9 protein-coding genes and 2 pseudogenes are annotated in these 14,598 nt (G+C 72.1%); 1 reads left to right on the top strand and 10 read right to left on the bottom strand.

What is annotated here, in order from left to right; all coding sequences use genetic code 11:
• Positions 1 to 101 precede the first annotated feature (101 nt).
• The 7 genes from ACFWXO_RS04600 to ACFWXO_RS04570 all read right to left on the bottom strand — a co-directional run bounded on the left by ACFWXO_RS04600 (position 102) and on the right by ACFWXO_RS04570 (position 9,567).
• Complete coding sequence (locus tag ACFWXO_RS04600; protein WP_380522181.1) at positions 102 to 560, bottom strand: SRPBCC family protein; 459 nt, start codon at positions 558 to 560, stop codon at positions 102 to 104.
• A 229-nt stretch (positions 561 to 789) separates the two neighbouring features.
• Complete coding sequence (locus ACFWXO_RS04595; RefSeq protein ID WP_380522178.1) at positions 790 to 1,215, bottom strand: ATP-binding protein; 426 nt, start codon at positions 1,213 to 1,215, stop codon at positions 790 to 792.
• 59 nt (positions 1,216 to 1,274) lie between these two features.
• Entirely contained in the window at positions 1,275 to 1,706 is a 432-nt protein-coding gene (locus ACFWXO_RS04590; RefSeq protein WP_380522175.1) for a hypothetical protein, read from the bottom strand.
• 109 nt (positions 1,707 to 1,815) lie between these two features.
• Positions 1,816 to 4,071, bottom strand: coding sequence for a SpoIIE family protein phosphatase (locus tag ACFWXO_RS04585; protein WP_380522173.1), 2,256 nt, complete (start codon positions 4,069 to 4,071; stop codon positions 1,816 to 1,818).
• Complete coding sequence (locus ACFWXO_RS04580) at positions 4,068 to 8,159, bottom strand: HAMP domain-containing protein (RefSeq protein WP_380522171.1); 4,092 nt, start codon at positions 8,157 to 8,159, stop codon at positions 4,068 to 4,070. The genes ACFWXO_RS04585 and ACFWXO_RS04580 overlap by 4 nt, the downstream gene beginning before the upstream one ends.
• A gap of 309 nt (positions 8,160 to 8,468) precedes the next feature.
• Positions 8,469 to 8,747: an STAS domain-containing protein gene (locus ACFWXO_RS04575; protein ID WP_380522169.1), complete on the bottom strand. Its 279-nt coding sequence runs from the start codon at positions 8,745 to 8,747 to the stop codon at positions 8,469 to 8,471.
• A gap of 451 nt (positions 8,748 to 9,198) precedes the next feature.
• Positions 9,199 to 9,567: a helix-turn-helix transcriptional regulator gene (locus ACFWXO_RS04570; protein ID WP_380522167.1), complete on the bottom strand. Its 369-nt coding sequence runs from the start codon at positions 9,565 to 9,567 to the stop codon at positions 9,199 to 9,201.
• Positions 9,568 to 9,890: 323 nt separating this feature from the next.
• Between ACFWXO_RS04570 and ACFWXO_RS04565 the strand changes: the two genes are divergently transcribed.
• Positions 9,891 to 10,394 (top strand): hemerythrin domain-containing protein, encoded by a 504-nt coding sequence (locus ACFWXO_RS04565; RefSeq protein WP_380522165.1) that lies wholly within the window; start codon positions 9,891 to 9,893, stop codon positions 10,392 to 10,394.
• 39 nt (positions 10,395 to 10,433) lie between these two features.
• Here ACFWXO_RS04565 and ACFWXO_RS04560 read toward each other — a convergent pair.
• The 3 genes and pseudogenes from ACFWXO_RS04560 to ACFWXO_RS04550 all read right to left on the bottom strand — a co-directional run.
• A pseudogene (locus ACFWXO_RS04560) lies at positions 10,434 to 10,685 on the bottom strand (cbb3-type cytochrome c oxidase subunit I); the annotation flags it as partial.
• A 28-nt stretch (positions 10,686 to 10,713) separates the two neighbouring features.
• A pseudogene (locus ACFWXO_RS04555) lies at positions 10,714 to 12,528 on the bottom strand (FAD-linked oxidase C-terminal domain-containing protein); the annotation flags it as partial.
• 2 nt (positions 12,529 to 12,530) lie between these two features.
• Complete coding sequence (locus ACFWXO_RS04550; RefSeq protein WP_380522163.1) at positions 12,531 to 14,315, bottom strand: thiamine pyrophosphate-requiring protein; 1,785 nt, start codon at positions 14,313 to 14,315, stop codon at positions 12,531 to 12,533.
• Positions 14,316 to 14,598 lie beyond the last annotated feature (283 nt).

The following is a 14,598-nucleotide window of genomic DNA, read 5'->3' as shown; positions in this document are numbered from 1 at the left end:
ACTATCAATTAAACCCCCCCCGCGGTCACGGCCCCACCCCGGGGGGGGGCGCGCGGCGCAGACCCCCCCCCCCCCCACGTCGTGGTCGAGGTCGGGAGACCTCAGGCGGGGGAGATCCTGCCCCGCCAGCCGCCTTCCTCCCGGCCGCGCTGCTCGATGAACTCCTTGAACCGGTGAAGGTCTCCCTTCACCCTGCGGTCCACGACGCCGAACAGGTCGCCGGCCCTCTCCGCCATGCCTTCGGGCTGGAAGTCGATGGCCATGTTGACGCGGGTGTGCCGGTCGTCGAGCCGCTCGAAGGTCACGACGCCCTTCTGTTGCACCTCCCCGTCCATGGTGCGCCAGGCGATCCGCTCGTCGGCCAGCTGGTCGACGATCTCGGTGTCGAACTCACGGCTGACGCCGCCGATGCTCGTGCGCCAGTGGTTGTGCCGGTCGTCCAGCTGGGTCACCGAGTCGACACCCTCCATGAACCGGGGGAACTCCTCGAACTGCGTCCACTGGTTGTAGGCGGTGCGCAGCGGGACGCCGACCTCGACGGACTCCTTGACCATGCTCATCCTGTGCCTCCTCGGGGTCACCGACCGGGTCTCTCCCGGCCGCCCCAGCGCCTGCCCGGCCCGCGCCGTCGTAAGCGCGGATGCCGGGACGAACCGACCGGGACGCGCCGGGGTTGCGTGGGGTGGCCGAGTCCGTGCGTTCCGGAGGCAAGGCGTGGGCGGGGCAACCTGCCGCAGGCGTTCGTGCACGTGATGCTGCTGGAGTGCTCCGGGCGCCTGGCAGGGACCGTCAACCAGCCGGAATCCGCAGCTCGCACCAGACGACCTTTCCCGGGCCCCACCGACGCCAGCCCCAGCGCAGTGCGAGGCGGTCCAGCAGCAACAGGCCGTGGCCGCCCGGTTCACCGGGGCCGCGCGGGCGACGCGGCACCGGCGGACGGGGGCTGGAGTCGCTGACCTCGATCCGTAGGAGGTCGGGGCGGCGGACAAGGAGGAGCCAGCCCGGCTGACCCGTGTGGCGTACGGCGTTGCCCACCAGTTCGGCCACCAGGAGCGCGGCGTCGACTGCCACGACGGGATCGGCCACGTCGGCCAGGAAGGCGACGGTCAGGGCCCGGGCCTCGGCCGAGGCCCCCGCGTGCCGCGACAGCCGCAGTCCTCGAGCCCGTACCCCGCCGTGAGCGCGCGAAGCGGCGGCCAGCGGTGCCCTGGTCATCCGTCAGCACCTCCCGTGCTCCTCCGCCGTGTCGTCCGGGCTCTACCACTCCTCTGTTGTCAGTGTCCGAACAGGTGCCGGATCCGGCCGCCTCGTGCGGGTTCGGCCTCCGGCATCCCGGCGGCCCGACCACCCTGTTCGGCGGCCCGCCGTTCCGGTGCCGGGGTTTCCGCCTCCACCGGCGGGGCGAGCGGCTCGACAGGCTCGATGGGCTGCGCCGGGCGGGCCCGGCGGTACGGTGCCCGGTGGGTGATCGGCCGCGGCCGGCGGCGCGGGGCCCGCCTGGTCAGCCCGATCAGGGCGAGGCCGAGGCAGAAGAGCAGGGCGAGGGCGACGCCGGACAGGAAGACGCCGAGGCTGTTGAGCGTCACGAGGTCGTTGCCCAGCACCGTGACCTGGTACTCGGGTCCACCGGAGAGGTTGTCCGCGATCAGCAGTCCGGCGAATGTGCCGGACGCCGCCGTCAGCAGTAGTCCTAGCAGTAGCAACATGGGAGTCCCTTTCGGTCCCGGTCTCGGCCACCCCCTCACTCGGCCGCGCCTACCCGGACCCGTCCGCTCCTAACGCTGCGCGCACACGCCGCCGCCCGCTCTGTGCGACCTATTCGACCCGGACGGCGATCAGGCAGGTGTCGTCCTGGGTGTCGGCCGAGCTGAGGGCCAGCAGCCGGTCGAGGTAGTGCTCCAGGTCGGGGCCGGGCGGCCCGGCGGCCCGGATCAGCTCGTCCACGGACTCCTCGGCCGGGCGGTCCCGCCGTTCGACCAGGCCGTCGGTGTAGAGCAGCAGTACGTCGTGGGTGCCGAGCCGCACGGTCCGCTCCTCGTAGCGGGCCTCCTGCAGAGCGCCGAGCAGTACCCCGTGGGGCAGTGGCAGGAGTTCCGCTCCCTCGCCACTGAACCGGACCGGCGGCAGATGGCCCGCGCGGGCCCAGCGCAGCTGGCCTGCCGCCGGGTCGAAGAGCACACAGGCGGCTGTGGCGGTCACCTGGCCCGGCTCGCGCAGTGCGACAGCGTTCGCCCACTCCAGCAGTCGGCCCGGCCCGGCACCCGTGACGGCCAGACCGCGCAGCGCGTGCCGCAGGGCGACCATGCCGGTGGCAGCGCCGACGCCGTGGCCGGCCACATCGCCGACCGCGAGCAGTACCCGCTCGTCCGGCAGCGGCAGCACGTCGTACCAGTCCCCGCCCACCCGGTCGCGCTGTGCGGCCGGCCGGTAGCGTACGGTGGCGCGCAGCCCCATCGCGGCGAGCGGAGGCGGTGCGCTGGGCAGGATGGCCTGCTGCAGCCGCAGCGCCAGCTGCTCACCCTCAGAGGCCTGCTTCTCGCTGTCGGCGAGGCGCTCCTGGGTGGCGTCGAGCGCGACCTCGGTCCGGTGCTGCGCGGAGACGTCGTGGTAGGCGCCGCGGATTGCGAGGAGCCGGCCGTCGTCGTCGAGCAGCGGCTCGGCGATCACGTGGGCGTAGCGGTGCGTGCCGTCCGGGAGGGCGAGGCGGAAGACCCCTGAGGCGGTGCGGTGTCGTTGTCGGACCGTGTCGACCAGGCGCCGTACGGCGGGTTCGTCGTCCGGGTGGACGAGCCGGGTCAGGTGGCGCAGTGGGACGGGTGCGGCTTCGGGCGGCAGGCCGAAGAGTTCTCGCAGGCCGTCGCTCCAGCGGATCACGCCCTGGCCGGGGAGTTCCTCGAATCCGGCGACGCGGGCCAGCCGTTGTGCCTGGCGCAGTAGTGCGACCTGCTGGTCGTCGTCGGACGGTGAGGTCCCCAGCTGCCATCCGACCACCAGCCGGCCACCGAACGGGGCGATGGCCAGCTGGGTGTCGGCGGGAAGCGCGAGTCGTCCCGTGGTGAAGCCCAGTTTGACGGACTCGCCGGGCAGGGGGATGCCGGTGCGGTGGGCCCGCAGCAGCCGTTCGAAGAGCCCGGTGGCGCAGGCGAGCGGGTAGGTCTCCAGGAGAGAGGCACCCTCCAGCGCCTGCCGGGGGCGGCCCAGCGGGTCGTCGAAGCGGGTGTTGACCCGCACGAGCGTGAAATCAGTGGCCTGCCCGCCCCGGATGACCGGTTCCAGCAGCAGCGCGGGAGAGAGCAGCCCCTCCAGCAGGACGGCGAGTTCGTCGGCCGGTTCGGGCTCCTGTACGGGGCCGAGGAGGGTCGCGCAGAGGTCGGCGAGCCCGACCAGCAGTCGGCGGTGGGACGGACCGAGGGCGGGAGCGGGCCCGGACCACAGCACCTCGAACGCGCCACGGCAGCGGCCCCCGTCCAGCAGCGGCAGCACGGCCCGCGCGTTTGCGGCACCGATCGAAGGAAGTGCTGCGGCCCGGTCGCCGGGCCACAGGGCCGTTCCGCCTTGGACGACATGCTGCGCGGGGGTGTCGACGCGGGGCGGGACCCGGCTCCAGACGGCGGCTTCGTCGGCGGTGAGCCCGGCGTGCGCCGCGAGGGCGAGCGCTCCGCCGGGCAGCCGCTGCCAGAGTGCCACGCCGCGGACGCCGAGCGGGTCCGTCTGTTCCAGGACCGCGTCGGCGGCCCGTTGGAGGTCGGTTTCGGCCGCGAGGGCGGGCGTCAGGTGCGGCGGGGCGGCCAGGCCGCCCTCGGGGGCCTCGGGCGTGGCGTCGTGGATGCGGGCGATGTCGGCGGCCAGGGTCGGGACCGGTACGCCGGCCTCGCGGGCGAGCCGGGCCAGGCGTGCGGAGGCTTCGGCGGGCACGAGCCCGAGCCGTTCGGCCAGCATGCCCGTGGCCACGTCGACGACCGTTCTGCGTCGGGCCTCCTCCCGGGTTCGCGCGGCGGCGTCCTGGAGTCGGCGGACGGTCGCGGCCAAGGCCCGGGCGGTGGTCCTCCCGGGCTCCTCCTCGGCGGTCACGGAAGGTCCGTCCACTGTCGGATCCGGTCGAGCAGGCTGCCGGTGTCGACCGGCTTGGTGACGTGGTCGTCGGCGCCCGCCGCGAGGCTCTTCTCCCGGTCCCCGGGCATGGCCTTCGCCGTGACGGTGACGACCGGCAGGTGGGCGAAGCGTTCGTCGGCACGGATGGCGGCGATGGCGCCGTAGCCGTCCAGCCCGGGCATCATCACGTCCATCAGGACGAGCGCGGTTTCGGGGTGTGCTCGCAGCAGGGCGAGACCGGCGTTGCCGTCCGGGGCGTGCAGCACGTTCAGACCGCCCTGTTCGAGGGCCTCGGCCAAGGCGAAGACGTTGCGGATGTCGTCGTCGACGATCAGGACGGTCCGCCCGGCGACCGCTTCGTCCGCGGTGGCGGATGCCGGTGCGGGGCTCTGCTGTACGGGACGGCGCCCGCCGAGCAGCTGGATCACCCGGTCGTGCAGGTCGTCCAGTCCGTGGACGAGGTCGATGCCTCCGATCGCGTCACCGGGGGGCCGGCGCGTCCGGTCGCCTGCGTAGCCGAGGACGGGAGTACCGTCCGCCAGCTCCTCCAGCAGGGTCGGTGCGAGTTCGCCGGAGCGGGAGAGGTCGAGGATGACGCACTGCGGGCCGGGTCCGGACAGGGCCGCCCGCAGCCCCGGTGCGTCTTCGGCGCTGACGACCTTTGCCGCCGCCTCGGTCGCGCCCACGGATTCGACGGCGGTTCGGGTGAGAAGGGTGAGCAGGCCCGGCGGGTCGGGTTCGACCACGAGGATCAGCGGATCGGCGGGGTCGCCGTTCTCCTGCTGCGGCTCGGTGACCGGCAGGTATAGCGTGAAGCGGCTGCCTCGTCCGGGTGTGGAGGTGACGTCGAGGCTTCCGCCGAGGAGCCGGGCGAGTTCGCGGCTGATGGACAGGCCGAGGCCGGTGCCGCCGAAGCGGCGGCTGGTGGTGCCGTCCTCCTGCTGGAAGGCGCCGAAGATGGTTTCCAGGTGGGCGGTGTCGATGCCGATGCCGGTGTCCTCGACGTGGAAGGCCACCGCGGTTGTCCGGCGGAGCTCGGGCGGCACGTCCGCTCCCTCGGCACGCTCGATCCGGAGCTCGACCCGGCCGGTGTCGGTGAACTTGACGGCGTTGGAGAGCAGGTTGCGCAGTACCTGGCGCAGCCTGGCCTGGTCGGCGACGAGTTCGTCGGGAATGCTGCGGTCCAGGGAGACCTCGAAGTGGAGTCCCTTCTGGTCCGCAAGGGGTTTGAAGGTGGATTCCACGTACTCCAGGAGTTCGCGCACGAGGAAGGGCTCGGGAGTGATCTCCATCTTTCCGGCCTCGACCTTGGAGAGGTCGAGGATGTCGTTGATGAGCTGGAGCAGGTCGGCGCCGGCGGAGTGGATGACGCCCGCGTACTCGACCTGTTTGGCGGTGAGGTTGCCGCCGGTGTTCTGGGCGAGCAGTTGGGCGAGGATGAGCAGGCTGTTGAGCGGGGTGCGCAGTTCGTGGCTCATGTTGGCCAGGAACTCGGACTTGTACGTCGAGGTCAGGCTCAACTGCCGGGCGCGTTCCTCCAGTTCCTGACGGGCCTGCTCGATCTCCAGGTTCTTGGCCTCGATGTCGCCGTTGCGTTGGGCGAGCAGGGCGGCCTGCTCGCCCAGTTCGGTGTTGGAGCGTTGCAGCTCCTCCTGTCCCTTCTGCAACTGCTCGGACCGGGACCGGAGTTCGGCGGTCAGTCGCTGGGACTCGGCGAGCAGTTCGTCGGTGCGGGCGTTGGCGAGCAGGGTGCCGATGTTGACGCCGCAGGACTCGGTGAACTGCTCCAGGAAGTCGAGGTGGACCGGGGTGAACGGGTGGACGGAGGCGAACTCCAGGACGCCGAGGAGCCGTTCCTCCAAGGTGATGGGCAGGACGACCAGGTACCGGGCGTCCGCCCGCCCGGCTCCGGAACCGATGACGGCGTAGCCGGCCGGCAGGTCGTCGACGGCGATGATCCGCCGACTACGGGCGGCCTGGCCGACCAGGGAGTCCCCGAGCCGCAGGCGCTGTTCCGGGAGGTCCGCGAGGGAGCGGCCGTAGGCACTGATGAGGACGAGCTCGGGGTGGTCCTCGGTCTCCTCGGCGAGGTAGAAGGCGCCGTACTGGGCGCCGACCAGGGCGGTCAGTTCGTCGGTGATCATGTCGGCGACGGCCCGGACGTCACGTCGACCCTGGACGGCGGCGGAGAAACGGGCCAGGTTGGACTTCAACCAGTCCTGTTCCTGGTTGGCCAGGGTGGTGTCGCGCAGGGACCCGACCATGGCGTTGATGTTGTCCTTGAGGTCGGCGACCTCGCCGGAGGCGTCCACGCTGATCGAGCGGGTGAGGTCGCCGGCTGCGACGGCGCTGGTGACCTCGGCGATGGCGCGGACCTGCCGGGTCAGGTTGCCGGCCAGTTCGTTGACGTTCTCGGTGAGGCGCTTCCAGGTGCCCGAGACGCCTTCGACCTCTGCCTGGCCGCCGAGCCGGCCTTCGCTGCCGACTTCGCGGGCGACCCTGGTGACCTCTGCGGCGAAGGAGCTCAGCTGATCGACCATGGTGTTGACGGTGGTCTTCAACCGCAGGATCTCGCCGCGGGCGTCCACGTCGATCTTGCGGGTCAGGTCGCCCTCGGCGACCGCCGTGGTCACCTGGGCGATGTTGCGCACCTGGCTGGTGAGGTTGTGCGCCATGGAGTTGACGTTGTCGGTGAGGTCCTTCCAGGTGCCGGCGACGTTCGGCACCCGGGCCTGACCGCCGAGGATGCCCTCGGTGCCGACCTCGCGGGCGACCCTGGTCACCTCGTCGGCGAACACCGACAGGGTGTCGACCATGGTGTTGATCGCGCCCGCGAGGGCCGCGACCTCGCCCTTGGCCTCCACGGTGATCTTCTTCGAGAGGTCACCGCGCGCGACGGCCGTCGCGACCTCCGACATCGAGCGCACCTGGCCGGTCAGGTTGGAGGCCATCACGTTCACGTTCTCGGTGAGGTCCCTCCAGGTGCCGGAGACGCCCCGGACGGTGGCCTGCCCGCCCAGGTTGCCGGCGGTGCCGACCTCCCGGGCCACCCTGGTCACCTCGTCGGCGAACGCGGACAGCTGGTCGACCATCGTGTTGATGGTCTCCTTGAGCTCCAGGATCTCCCCGCGGGCATCCACCCGGATCTTCTGCGTGAGGTCGCCCCCGGCGACCGCCGTGGTCACCTCGGCGATCGAGCGGACCTGGGCGGTCAGGTTGTCCGCCATGACGTTCACGGACTCGGTGAGGTCGCGCCACGTCCCGGAGACGTCGCGCACGTCCGCCTGTCCGCCCAGGCGGCCCTCGGTGCCGACCTCCCGGGCGACTCTGGTGACCTCGTCGGCGAAGGCGGACAGCTGGTCGACCATCGTGTTGAGGGTCGTCTTGAGCTCCAGGATCTCCCCGCGGGCGTCCACGTCGATCTTGCGGGTGAGGTCACCCTCGGCGACGGCCGTGGCGACCTGGGCGATGTTGCGGACCTGGGCGGTGAGGTTCCCGGCCATGAAGTTCACCGAGTCGGTCAGGTCGCGCCAGGTCCCCGCGACGCCCTCGACCCGGGCCTGTCCGCCCAGGCGGCCCTCGGTGCCGACCTCGCGGGCGACTCTGGTGACCTCGTCGGCGAAGGCGGACAGCTGGTCGACCATCGTGTTGACGGTGTTCTTGAGTTCCAGGATCTCCCCGCGGGCGTCCACGTCGATCTTCTGAGTGAGGTCACCGCGGGCCACCGCGGTGGTCACCTGGGCGATGTTGCGCACCTGCCCGGTCAGATTGCCCGCCATCGCGTTCACCGAGTCGGTCAGGTCCGACCAGGTGCCCGACGCTCCCGGCACCTGCGCCTGGCCGCCGAGACGCCCCTCGGTACCGACCTCGCGGGCCACCCGGGTCACTTCGGAGGTCACCCGGGCCAGCTGGTCGGCCATGCCGTTGAAGACCTCCGCGATCTCCGACAGCACTCCGGGCTTCCCCGGAGTCAGCCGGATGCGAAAGTCGCCGTCGCGGACGGCCGTCAGCCCGGCCAGGAGCTGCCGGAGCGCCTGCTCTCCGCCCGCCGCCAGTTGCTCGTCCATCCGTCCCACCGTCCGGATCGCCCTTCGGCCAGGCGCCGTGCACTGCGCCCCGGCCCGACGGCGGCAGCCCCGTCGCCTGATCCCACTGTGCCACCGGAGGCCGAAGGGTGACAGCCGTGACAGGTATCAGGCCGCAGGGCGCGGGCGAACGCCGACCTTCGGACCGGCCGGGAACTGGCCTCTTCGGCCGGTTCGGCTCCGGTTCGACGGTGGTCAGCCGGCCGTCAGGTGCCTTCCCCCATCAGCCGGGGACGGTGTCGCGGATCGGGAACGCGTGCGTGACGCCGGTGAGTTCGAGCATGCGCCGAATCATCGGCCGGGGCAGGCCAGCTCGATGCGGCTGCCGTCCGCCGTCGCGCGGGCCCGGGCCCGGAGCAGGAGGTTGAGTCCGGTGGAGTCGCAGAACTCCAGGCCGGCGCAGTCGACCACGATGACCCTGCCGGGCTGGGCCAGCGCCGGGGTGAGGGCAGCCTCCAGGTCGGCGACGGTTTCCAGGTCGAGCTCGCCGTACGGCGCCAGGACGGTTCCTTCGGCCCACGGGTGGACCTGAACGGTGAACCCGTCCTCGTTCGGTGGTTGGCGGGTCATGGTTCCGGGCTCCTTCCGTTGTGGGTGGTGTCCGGAGGGCGGATTCACCCGCTGCGGTACTCGGCGGCTCGGGCGCCGGTGGCCCGCCTCGCCGGCCGGACGGGATGTCGTGCGTCGAGCTGCGGCTCCCGGTCTTCGACTCCCGTGTCGGGCACGTTCCTTGTCAACCGTGTGGCCGCGGTCTCCTCGGCCTGTTCCTCGTCCACCTGTGGTCGAGCAGGCTCTCCTTGATGTGCTCGCAATGGCGCCCCCGCTCGGGGCTGGACCCTCGCCCCTGCGGATGGCCACCGGGCCCGCTACCCGGCCCAGCGCGTCTGCGCCTGGCCCGGTCCGACGGGGTAACCGGGTTACGGGGCAGAGCCGGACCTGATACGGGGTCCGGATCGGTCCGTCACACCGGCGCGGTTCGTCCGGGACGGCGCGGGCCCCGCCCGGCATCAGGCGTGCATGGTCACGGTCCGGAGGACTCCGGCGTGGTCGGCGCCTGGCCCCGATGGCCGTCCGTTTCCTGCTGGCCGTCGGCAGGTCGGTGCAGCAGGGCGGCGAGGAGTTCGGCGACAGTCGGGCCGGCGTCGGCGGGGTGCCGCAGCTGTTTGGCGGCGATCACGCGGTAGTGGTTGGCGCGGCCGCGGCGTTCGTGGCTGAGGTATCCGGCCTGTTCGAGGTCGCTGATGATGCGTTGGACGGCTCGTTCGGTGAGCAGGCAGCAGGTGGCGATGTCGCGCACCCGGATGCCCGGGTCGCGGGCGATCTGCACGAGGACGCGGGCGTGGTTGGTCAGGAACGTCCACTGCCGGTCGGTCGTCCTGCCGCTGTCCATGCCTCCACGATAGGACCCGTCTTTCACCATTGCCGACGCACGAGAAAGGATTCGTGCATCGTTCGACGTGTCCGGCCCGGGGTGAGCGCACCGCTGTGGCGGCCGACGTGGGGTGCCGGCCGCCACAGCGGGTGACGATGGCCGTCCCGGTGGTCACTCCGGAGCCGGGACGTACCGTGCGCCTGCCCGGGAAGGGCCGCGGTAAACCGCGCGGTCCGTGCGGATCCACCTGTGGTGGCTCCGCCGACGGCCCGCGTTTGGTGCCGCCCTGCCAGGGGACACGCCCGGTTCACACAGGGGGCCGAGGACGAAGGAGCCCTGCGATGTCGAACGATGCGATCGTCCTGCTGCGGGAGGACCACAAGGAGGTCCGCGGTCTGTTCCGCGAATACCGGGGGCTGGCCCAGGACGGCGACGACCGGGCACGGACCGATGCGGTCCGGCGGATCATCGAGGCGCTGACCGTGCACACCTATCTGGAGGACGAACTGGTCTACCCCCGGATCCGCCAGGAGGTACCCGGGCTCGCCGAGGACATGGACCGGGCCAAGGAGGAACACCACGTCGCCGACGTGCTCTGCGAGGAGCTGAGCCGGATGTCGCCCGGCGACGAGGGCTACGACGCCAAGACCGCCGTCCTGATCGACGCCGTCGAACGGCACATCGAGCAGGAAGAGGCATCGTGGTTCCCGATGGTCCGGGCCGCCCTCGGCCGCAAGGAGCTCCAGGAGATCGGCGAGCGGATGCAGGCCGTACGCGAGACCGCGCCGCGCCGCCCGTCCGCCGGTGGCGTGCTGCACCGCATAGCCGACGCCCTGGAGGGCTGAGCCGCGCACTCCGACGAAGACCTGCTGGACCAGCTCACCGCCGACCATCGGGCCGTCCAGATGGGCGACGACGAAATAGCTGTCGGTCACGTGGAAGTCGATGGGCGGCGGGGCCAGCAGCACCCCGGTCAGGCCGCCGAGTAGGAAGGTCGCCAGGAAGCCCAGGGAGAACAGCATCGGGGTCTCGAAGGACAGCGAGCCGTTCCACATGGTGCCGACCCAGTTCAAGAACTTCACCCCGGTCGGCACGGCGATCAGCAGCGAGGCCAGGGAGATGAACGGCAGCGCCACGATGTAGACCTCGGGATGGCCGAAGAACCCCGCCGAGCATCTCGAACAGCAGCCGGGCCCGTCCGCGGGTGGAGTGCTCCTCCTCCAGGGTCGCGCGGTACGAGGGGCACATCACCCCGCCCCGGTGGGTGCGGCAGTTGCCGATGCCGACGCACCGCAGGACGGCCTGCCCGAAGTCGCCGTCGTCGTCGGGGTACGCGAACTGCGTCGCGCGGTGCGGTTCAGGGCGCCAGCGGGCGCCGAGGCGCAGGTTGTCGTCGACGCGGTACGGGCGGACGACCTTGCCCGGGTTCATCCGGTCGCCCGGGTCGAAGAGGGACTTGAGCTCGCCCATCGCCTCGACCAGCGGCGCGCCGAACATCCGGGGCAGCAGTTCGCCGCGGGCCTGGCCGTCACCGTGTTCCCCGGACAGCGAACCGCCGTAGGAGGCGACCAGGTCGGCCGCGTCGAACAGGAAGGCCCGGAACGCCTCGACCCCGCGGCCCTCGCACAGTTCGAACGGGATCCGGGTGTGGACGCAGCCCTGCCCGAAGTGTCCGTACAGGGAGGCCTGCTGGTAGCCGTAGCGGGCGAAGAGCCGTTCCAGGTCGCGCAGGTAGTCGCCCAGTTTCTCGGGCGCGACGGCGGAGTCCTCCCAACCCTCCCAGGTCTCGGCGCCGTCCGGGGGCCGGGCGGTCACGCCCAGCCCGGCCTCCCGGGCCCTGAGCATCTCCTGCTCGCGCGGCGGGTCGTCCGAGAGTGCCACGGACGGGTCGTCCTCGGAGCGGCCGAGGGCGCGCAGCAGGTCCCGGGCCTTGCCGTCGGCCTCCGCCTCGGTGTCGCCGGTGAACTGGAGCAGCAGCCAGCTGTCGCCCTCGGGCAGCCGCTCCAGGGAGTCGAGGTAGGCGCGCTCCTCGCGCATGAGCTGGGCCATCCGCCCGTCGACGGCCTCCAGCTGGCTGGGCCGGCTGTGGGCGAGCAGTTCGGGGACGGCGTCGGCCGCCCGGTAGATGTCGTCGAACCCGAGCACCAGCAGGGCTTCGGCGGCCGGCACCGGGACCAGTTCGAGTTCGGCCCGCAGGACGGCCACCAGGGTGCCCTCGCTGCCGACCAGGGCCCTGGCCACGTCGAAGCCGTTCTCCGGCAGCAGTGAGTCCAGGTCGTAGCCGGAGACCCGGCGGGGGATCTTGGGGTAGCCGCGCCGGATGGCGGCCAGGTTGCGGTCGACGAGGTCCTTCATGCCTCGGTAGAGCCGGGCCCGCGGACCGCCGGCGCCCACGATCCGCCGGTACTCCTGGTCGTCGGTGGGGCCGGCCCAGAAGCGGACGCCGTCGTAGGTGAGCACTTCCAGGCGCCGGACGTTGTCGACGGTCTTGCCGTAGACCTGGGCGGAGGCGCCGCAGCTGTTGTTGCCGATCATCCCGCCCAGCGCGCAGTGCGTGTGGGTGGACGGCTTGGGACCGAACATGAGCCCGTGCGGGGCGAGTTGCCGGTTCAGTTCGTCCAGCACGATGCCGGGCTCCACGACGCAGGTCCGTGCGGGCGGATCCACCGACAGCAGGCGGTTGCAGTACTTCGTCCAGTCGATGACGACGGCGGTGTTGGTGCACTGTCCGCCCAGGCTGGTGCCGCCGCCGCGGGACAGCACCGGCGCGGCGAAGCGCGAGCACACCGCGAGCGCCGTCGCGCCCGCCTCGACCGTCCGGGGCACCACCACGGCGAGCGGCACCTGCCGGTAGTTGGAGCCGTCGGTCGCGTACGCGCCGCGGCTGCCCGGGTCGAAGCGGACCTCGCCGTCCACCTCCTCCCGCAGCGCCCGTTCCAGGGCCGCCAGGTCCACGTCCACCTTCCGCGCGTCGGCCATGGTCAGCTCCGGCCGCCGGGCAGGAATTCCTGGACCTTGGCCTTGACCCCCTGGCGGACGACGGCGGCCCGGTCGCTGTCGCCGTGCAGCACGGCGGAGGCGGCGGCCTTGACCTGGTCCCAGGTCGCGTGCGGCGGGATCGGCGGCACCGCCGGGTCGGTGCGGAAGTCGATGACGAACGGTCGGTCCGCCGCCAGCGCCCGGCTCCAGGCGGGCCCCACGTCCTCGGGCCGCTCGACCCGTACGCCGTCGAGGCCGAACGACCGGGCGACGTCGGCGTAGCGGACGTCGGGCAGATGCTGGGAGGGCTCGAACTGCGGGGCGCCCTGCATGGCGCGCATCTCCCAGGTGACCTGGTTCAGGTCCTGGTTGTTCAGCACCGCCACGACCAGACGCGGATCCGTCCACTCGTGGTAGTACTTGGCGGCGGTGATCAGCTCGGCCAGGCCGTTCATCTGCATGGCGCCGTCGCCGACGACGGCGATGGCCGGCCGATCGGGGTGGGCGAACTTGGCGCCGATCGCGTACGGCACGCCGGGGCCCATCGTGGCCAGCGTGCCGGAGAGCGAGCCGCGCATGCTGCCGCGCATCCGCAGGTGGCGGGCGTACCAGTTGGCGGCCGACCCGGAGTCGGAGGACAGCATGACGTCCTCGGGCAGCAACGCGTCCAGGGTGTGCAGCACGTACTCCGGGTTGACCGGGTCCGCGGTCACCTCGGCTCGGCGCTGCATGACCTCCCACCAGCGCTCGGTGTTCTCCTCGACCGTCTTGCGCCAGGTGCGGTCCTCCTTGCGCTCCAGCAGCGGGAGCAGCCGGCGCAGCGTCTCGGCGGCGTCGCCGACGACGTTCACCTCGAACGGGTAGCGCAGGCCGACCATGGACGGGTCCAGGTCGATCTGCACTGCCCTGGCCTGGTCGAAGGCCGGCAGGAACTGGCTGTAGGGGAAGCTCGATCCGACCACGAGCAGGGTGTCGCAGTCGCGCATCATCTCGTAGGAGGGCCGGGTGCCGAGCAGGCCGATCGAGCCGGTGACGTACGGCAGCGTGTCGGGGAGGACGTCCTTGCCGAGCAGGGCCTTGGCGACGCCGGCACCGAGGAGTTCCGCGACCTGCTCGACCTCGGGGCGGGCCCGGCGCGCGCCCTGGCCTACGAGCACGGCGACCTTCTCGCCCGCGTTCAGGACCTCTGCGGCCCGGGCCAGGTCGTCGTCCCCCGGCACCGGCGCGTAGTGGGGGACCCCGAGACTGGAGGGGACCTGCTTGAAGACGTGGGCGGGCGGCTCGTAGTCGAGTTCCTGCACGTCGGCGGGGACGATCAGCGCGGTCACGGTGCGGCGGGTGGTGGCGATGCGGATCGCCCGGTCCAGGACGTTGGGCAGCTGTGCGGGGACGGTGACCATCTCGCAGAACTCCGAGGCCACGTCCTTGTAGAGCGACAGCAGGTCCACCTCCTGCTGGTAGGAGCCGCCCATGGCGCTGCGGTCGGTCTGCCCCACGATCGCCACCACCGGCACGTGGTCGAGCTTCGCGTCGTACAGCCCGTTGAGCAGGTGGATCGCGCCGGGACCGGAGGTGGCCGCGCACACCCCGGTACGGCCGGAGAACTTGGTGTACCCCACGGCCTGGAAGGCGGCCATCTCCTCGTGACGGGCCTGGATGAACCGCGGCCGGTCCTCGGCCCGGCCCCACGCGGCGAGCAGTCCGTTGATGCCGTCGCCGGGGTAGGCGAAGACGTGCTCGACCTCCCACTCGCGCAGCCGTCGCAACAGGTAGTCGGCAACCTTCATGATCTTTCCTCCGTGGTCCCCGCAGCTGGTCCCGGCGGCGGTCGTCGGGCGTGGCGGGAGCACCCACCAAGTGCGGGTAACCGTCAGAAGAGGGACAAGACGTGGCGGCCCGGAGACGTCGGCACAGCTGCCTGCCCCGCGTCCGGGCACACGCTGTTGCGAAACGCGGTTCGGCCCCGGCCGTCCGAACCGGGCGCGGGGCCCGGGGGGGGGGGGGCCCGGGCCGGGGGGGGGGGGGCGGGGGCGCCCCCCCCCCCCGGGGGGGGGGGGGCGGCCTCCGCGG

It is taken from the genome of Kitasatospora sp. NPDC059088 (assembly GCF_042738155.1).
In the GTDB taxonomy this organism is placed as follows: domain Bacteria; phylum Actinomycetota; class Actinomycetes; order Streptomycetales; family Streptomycetaceae; genus Kitasatospora.
This window is presented reverse-complemented; position numbering and strand designations above follow the sequence as displayed.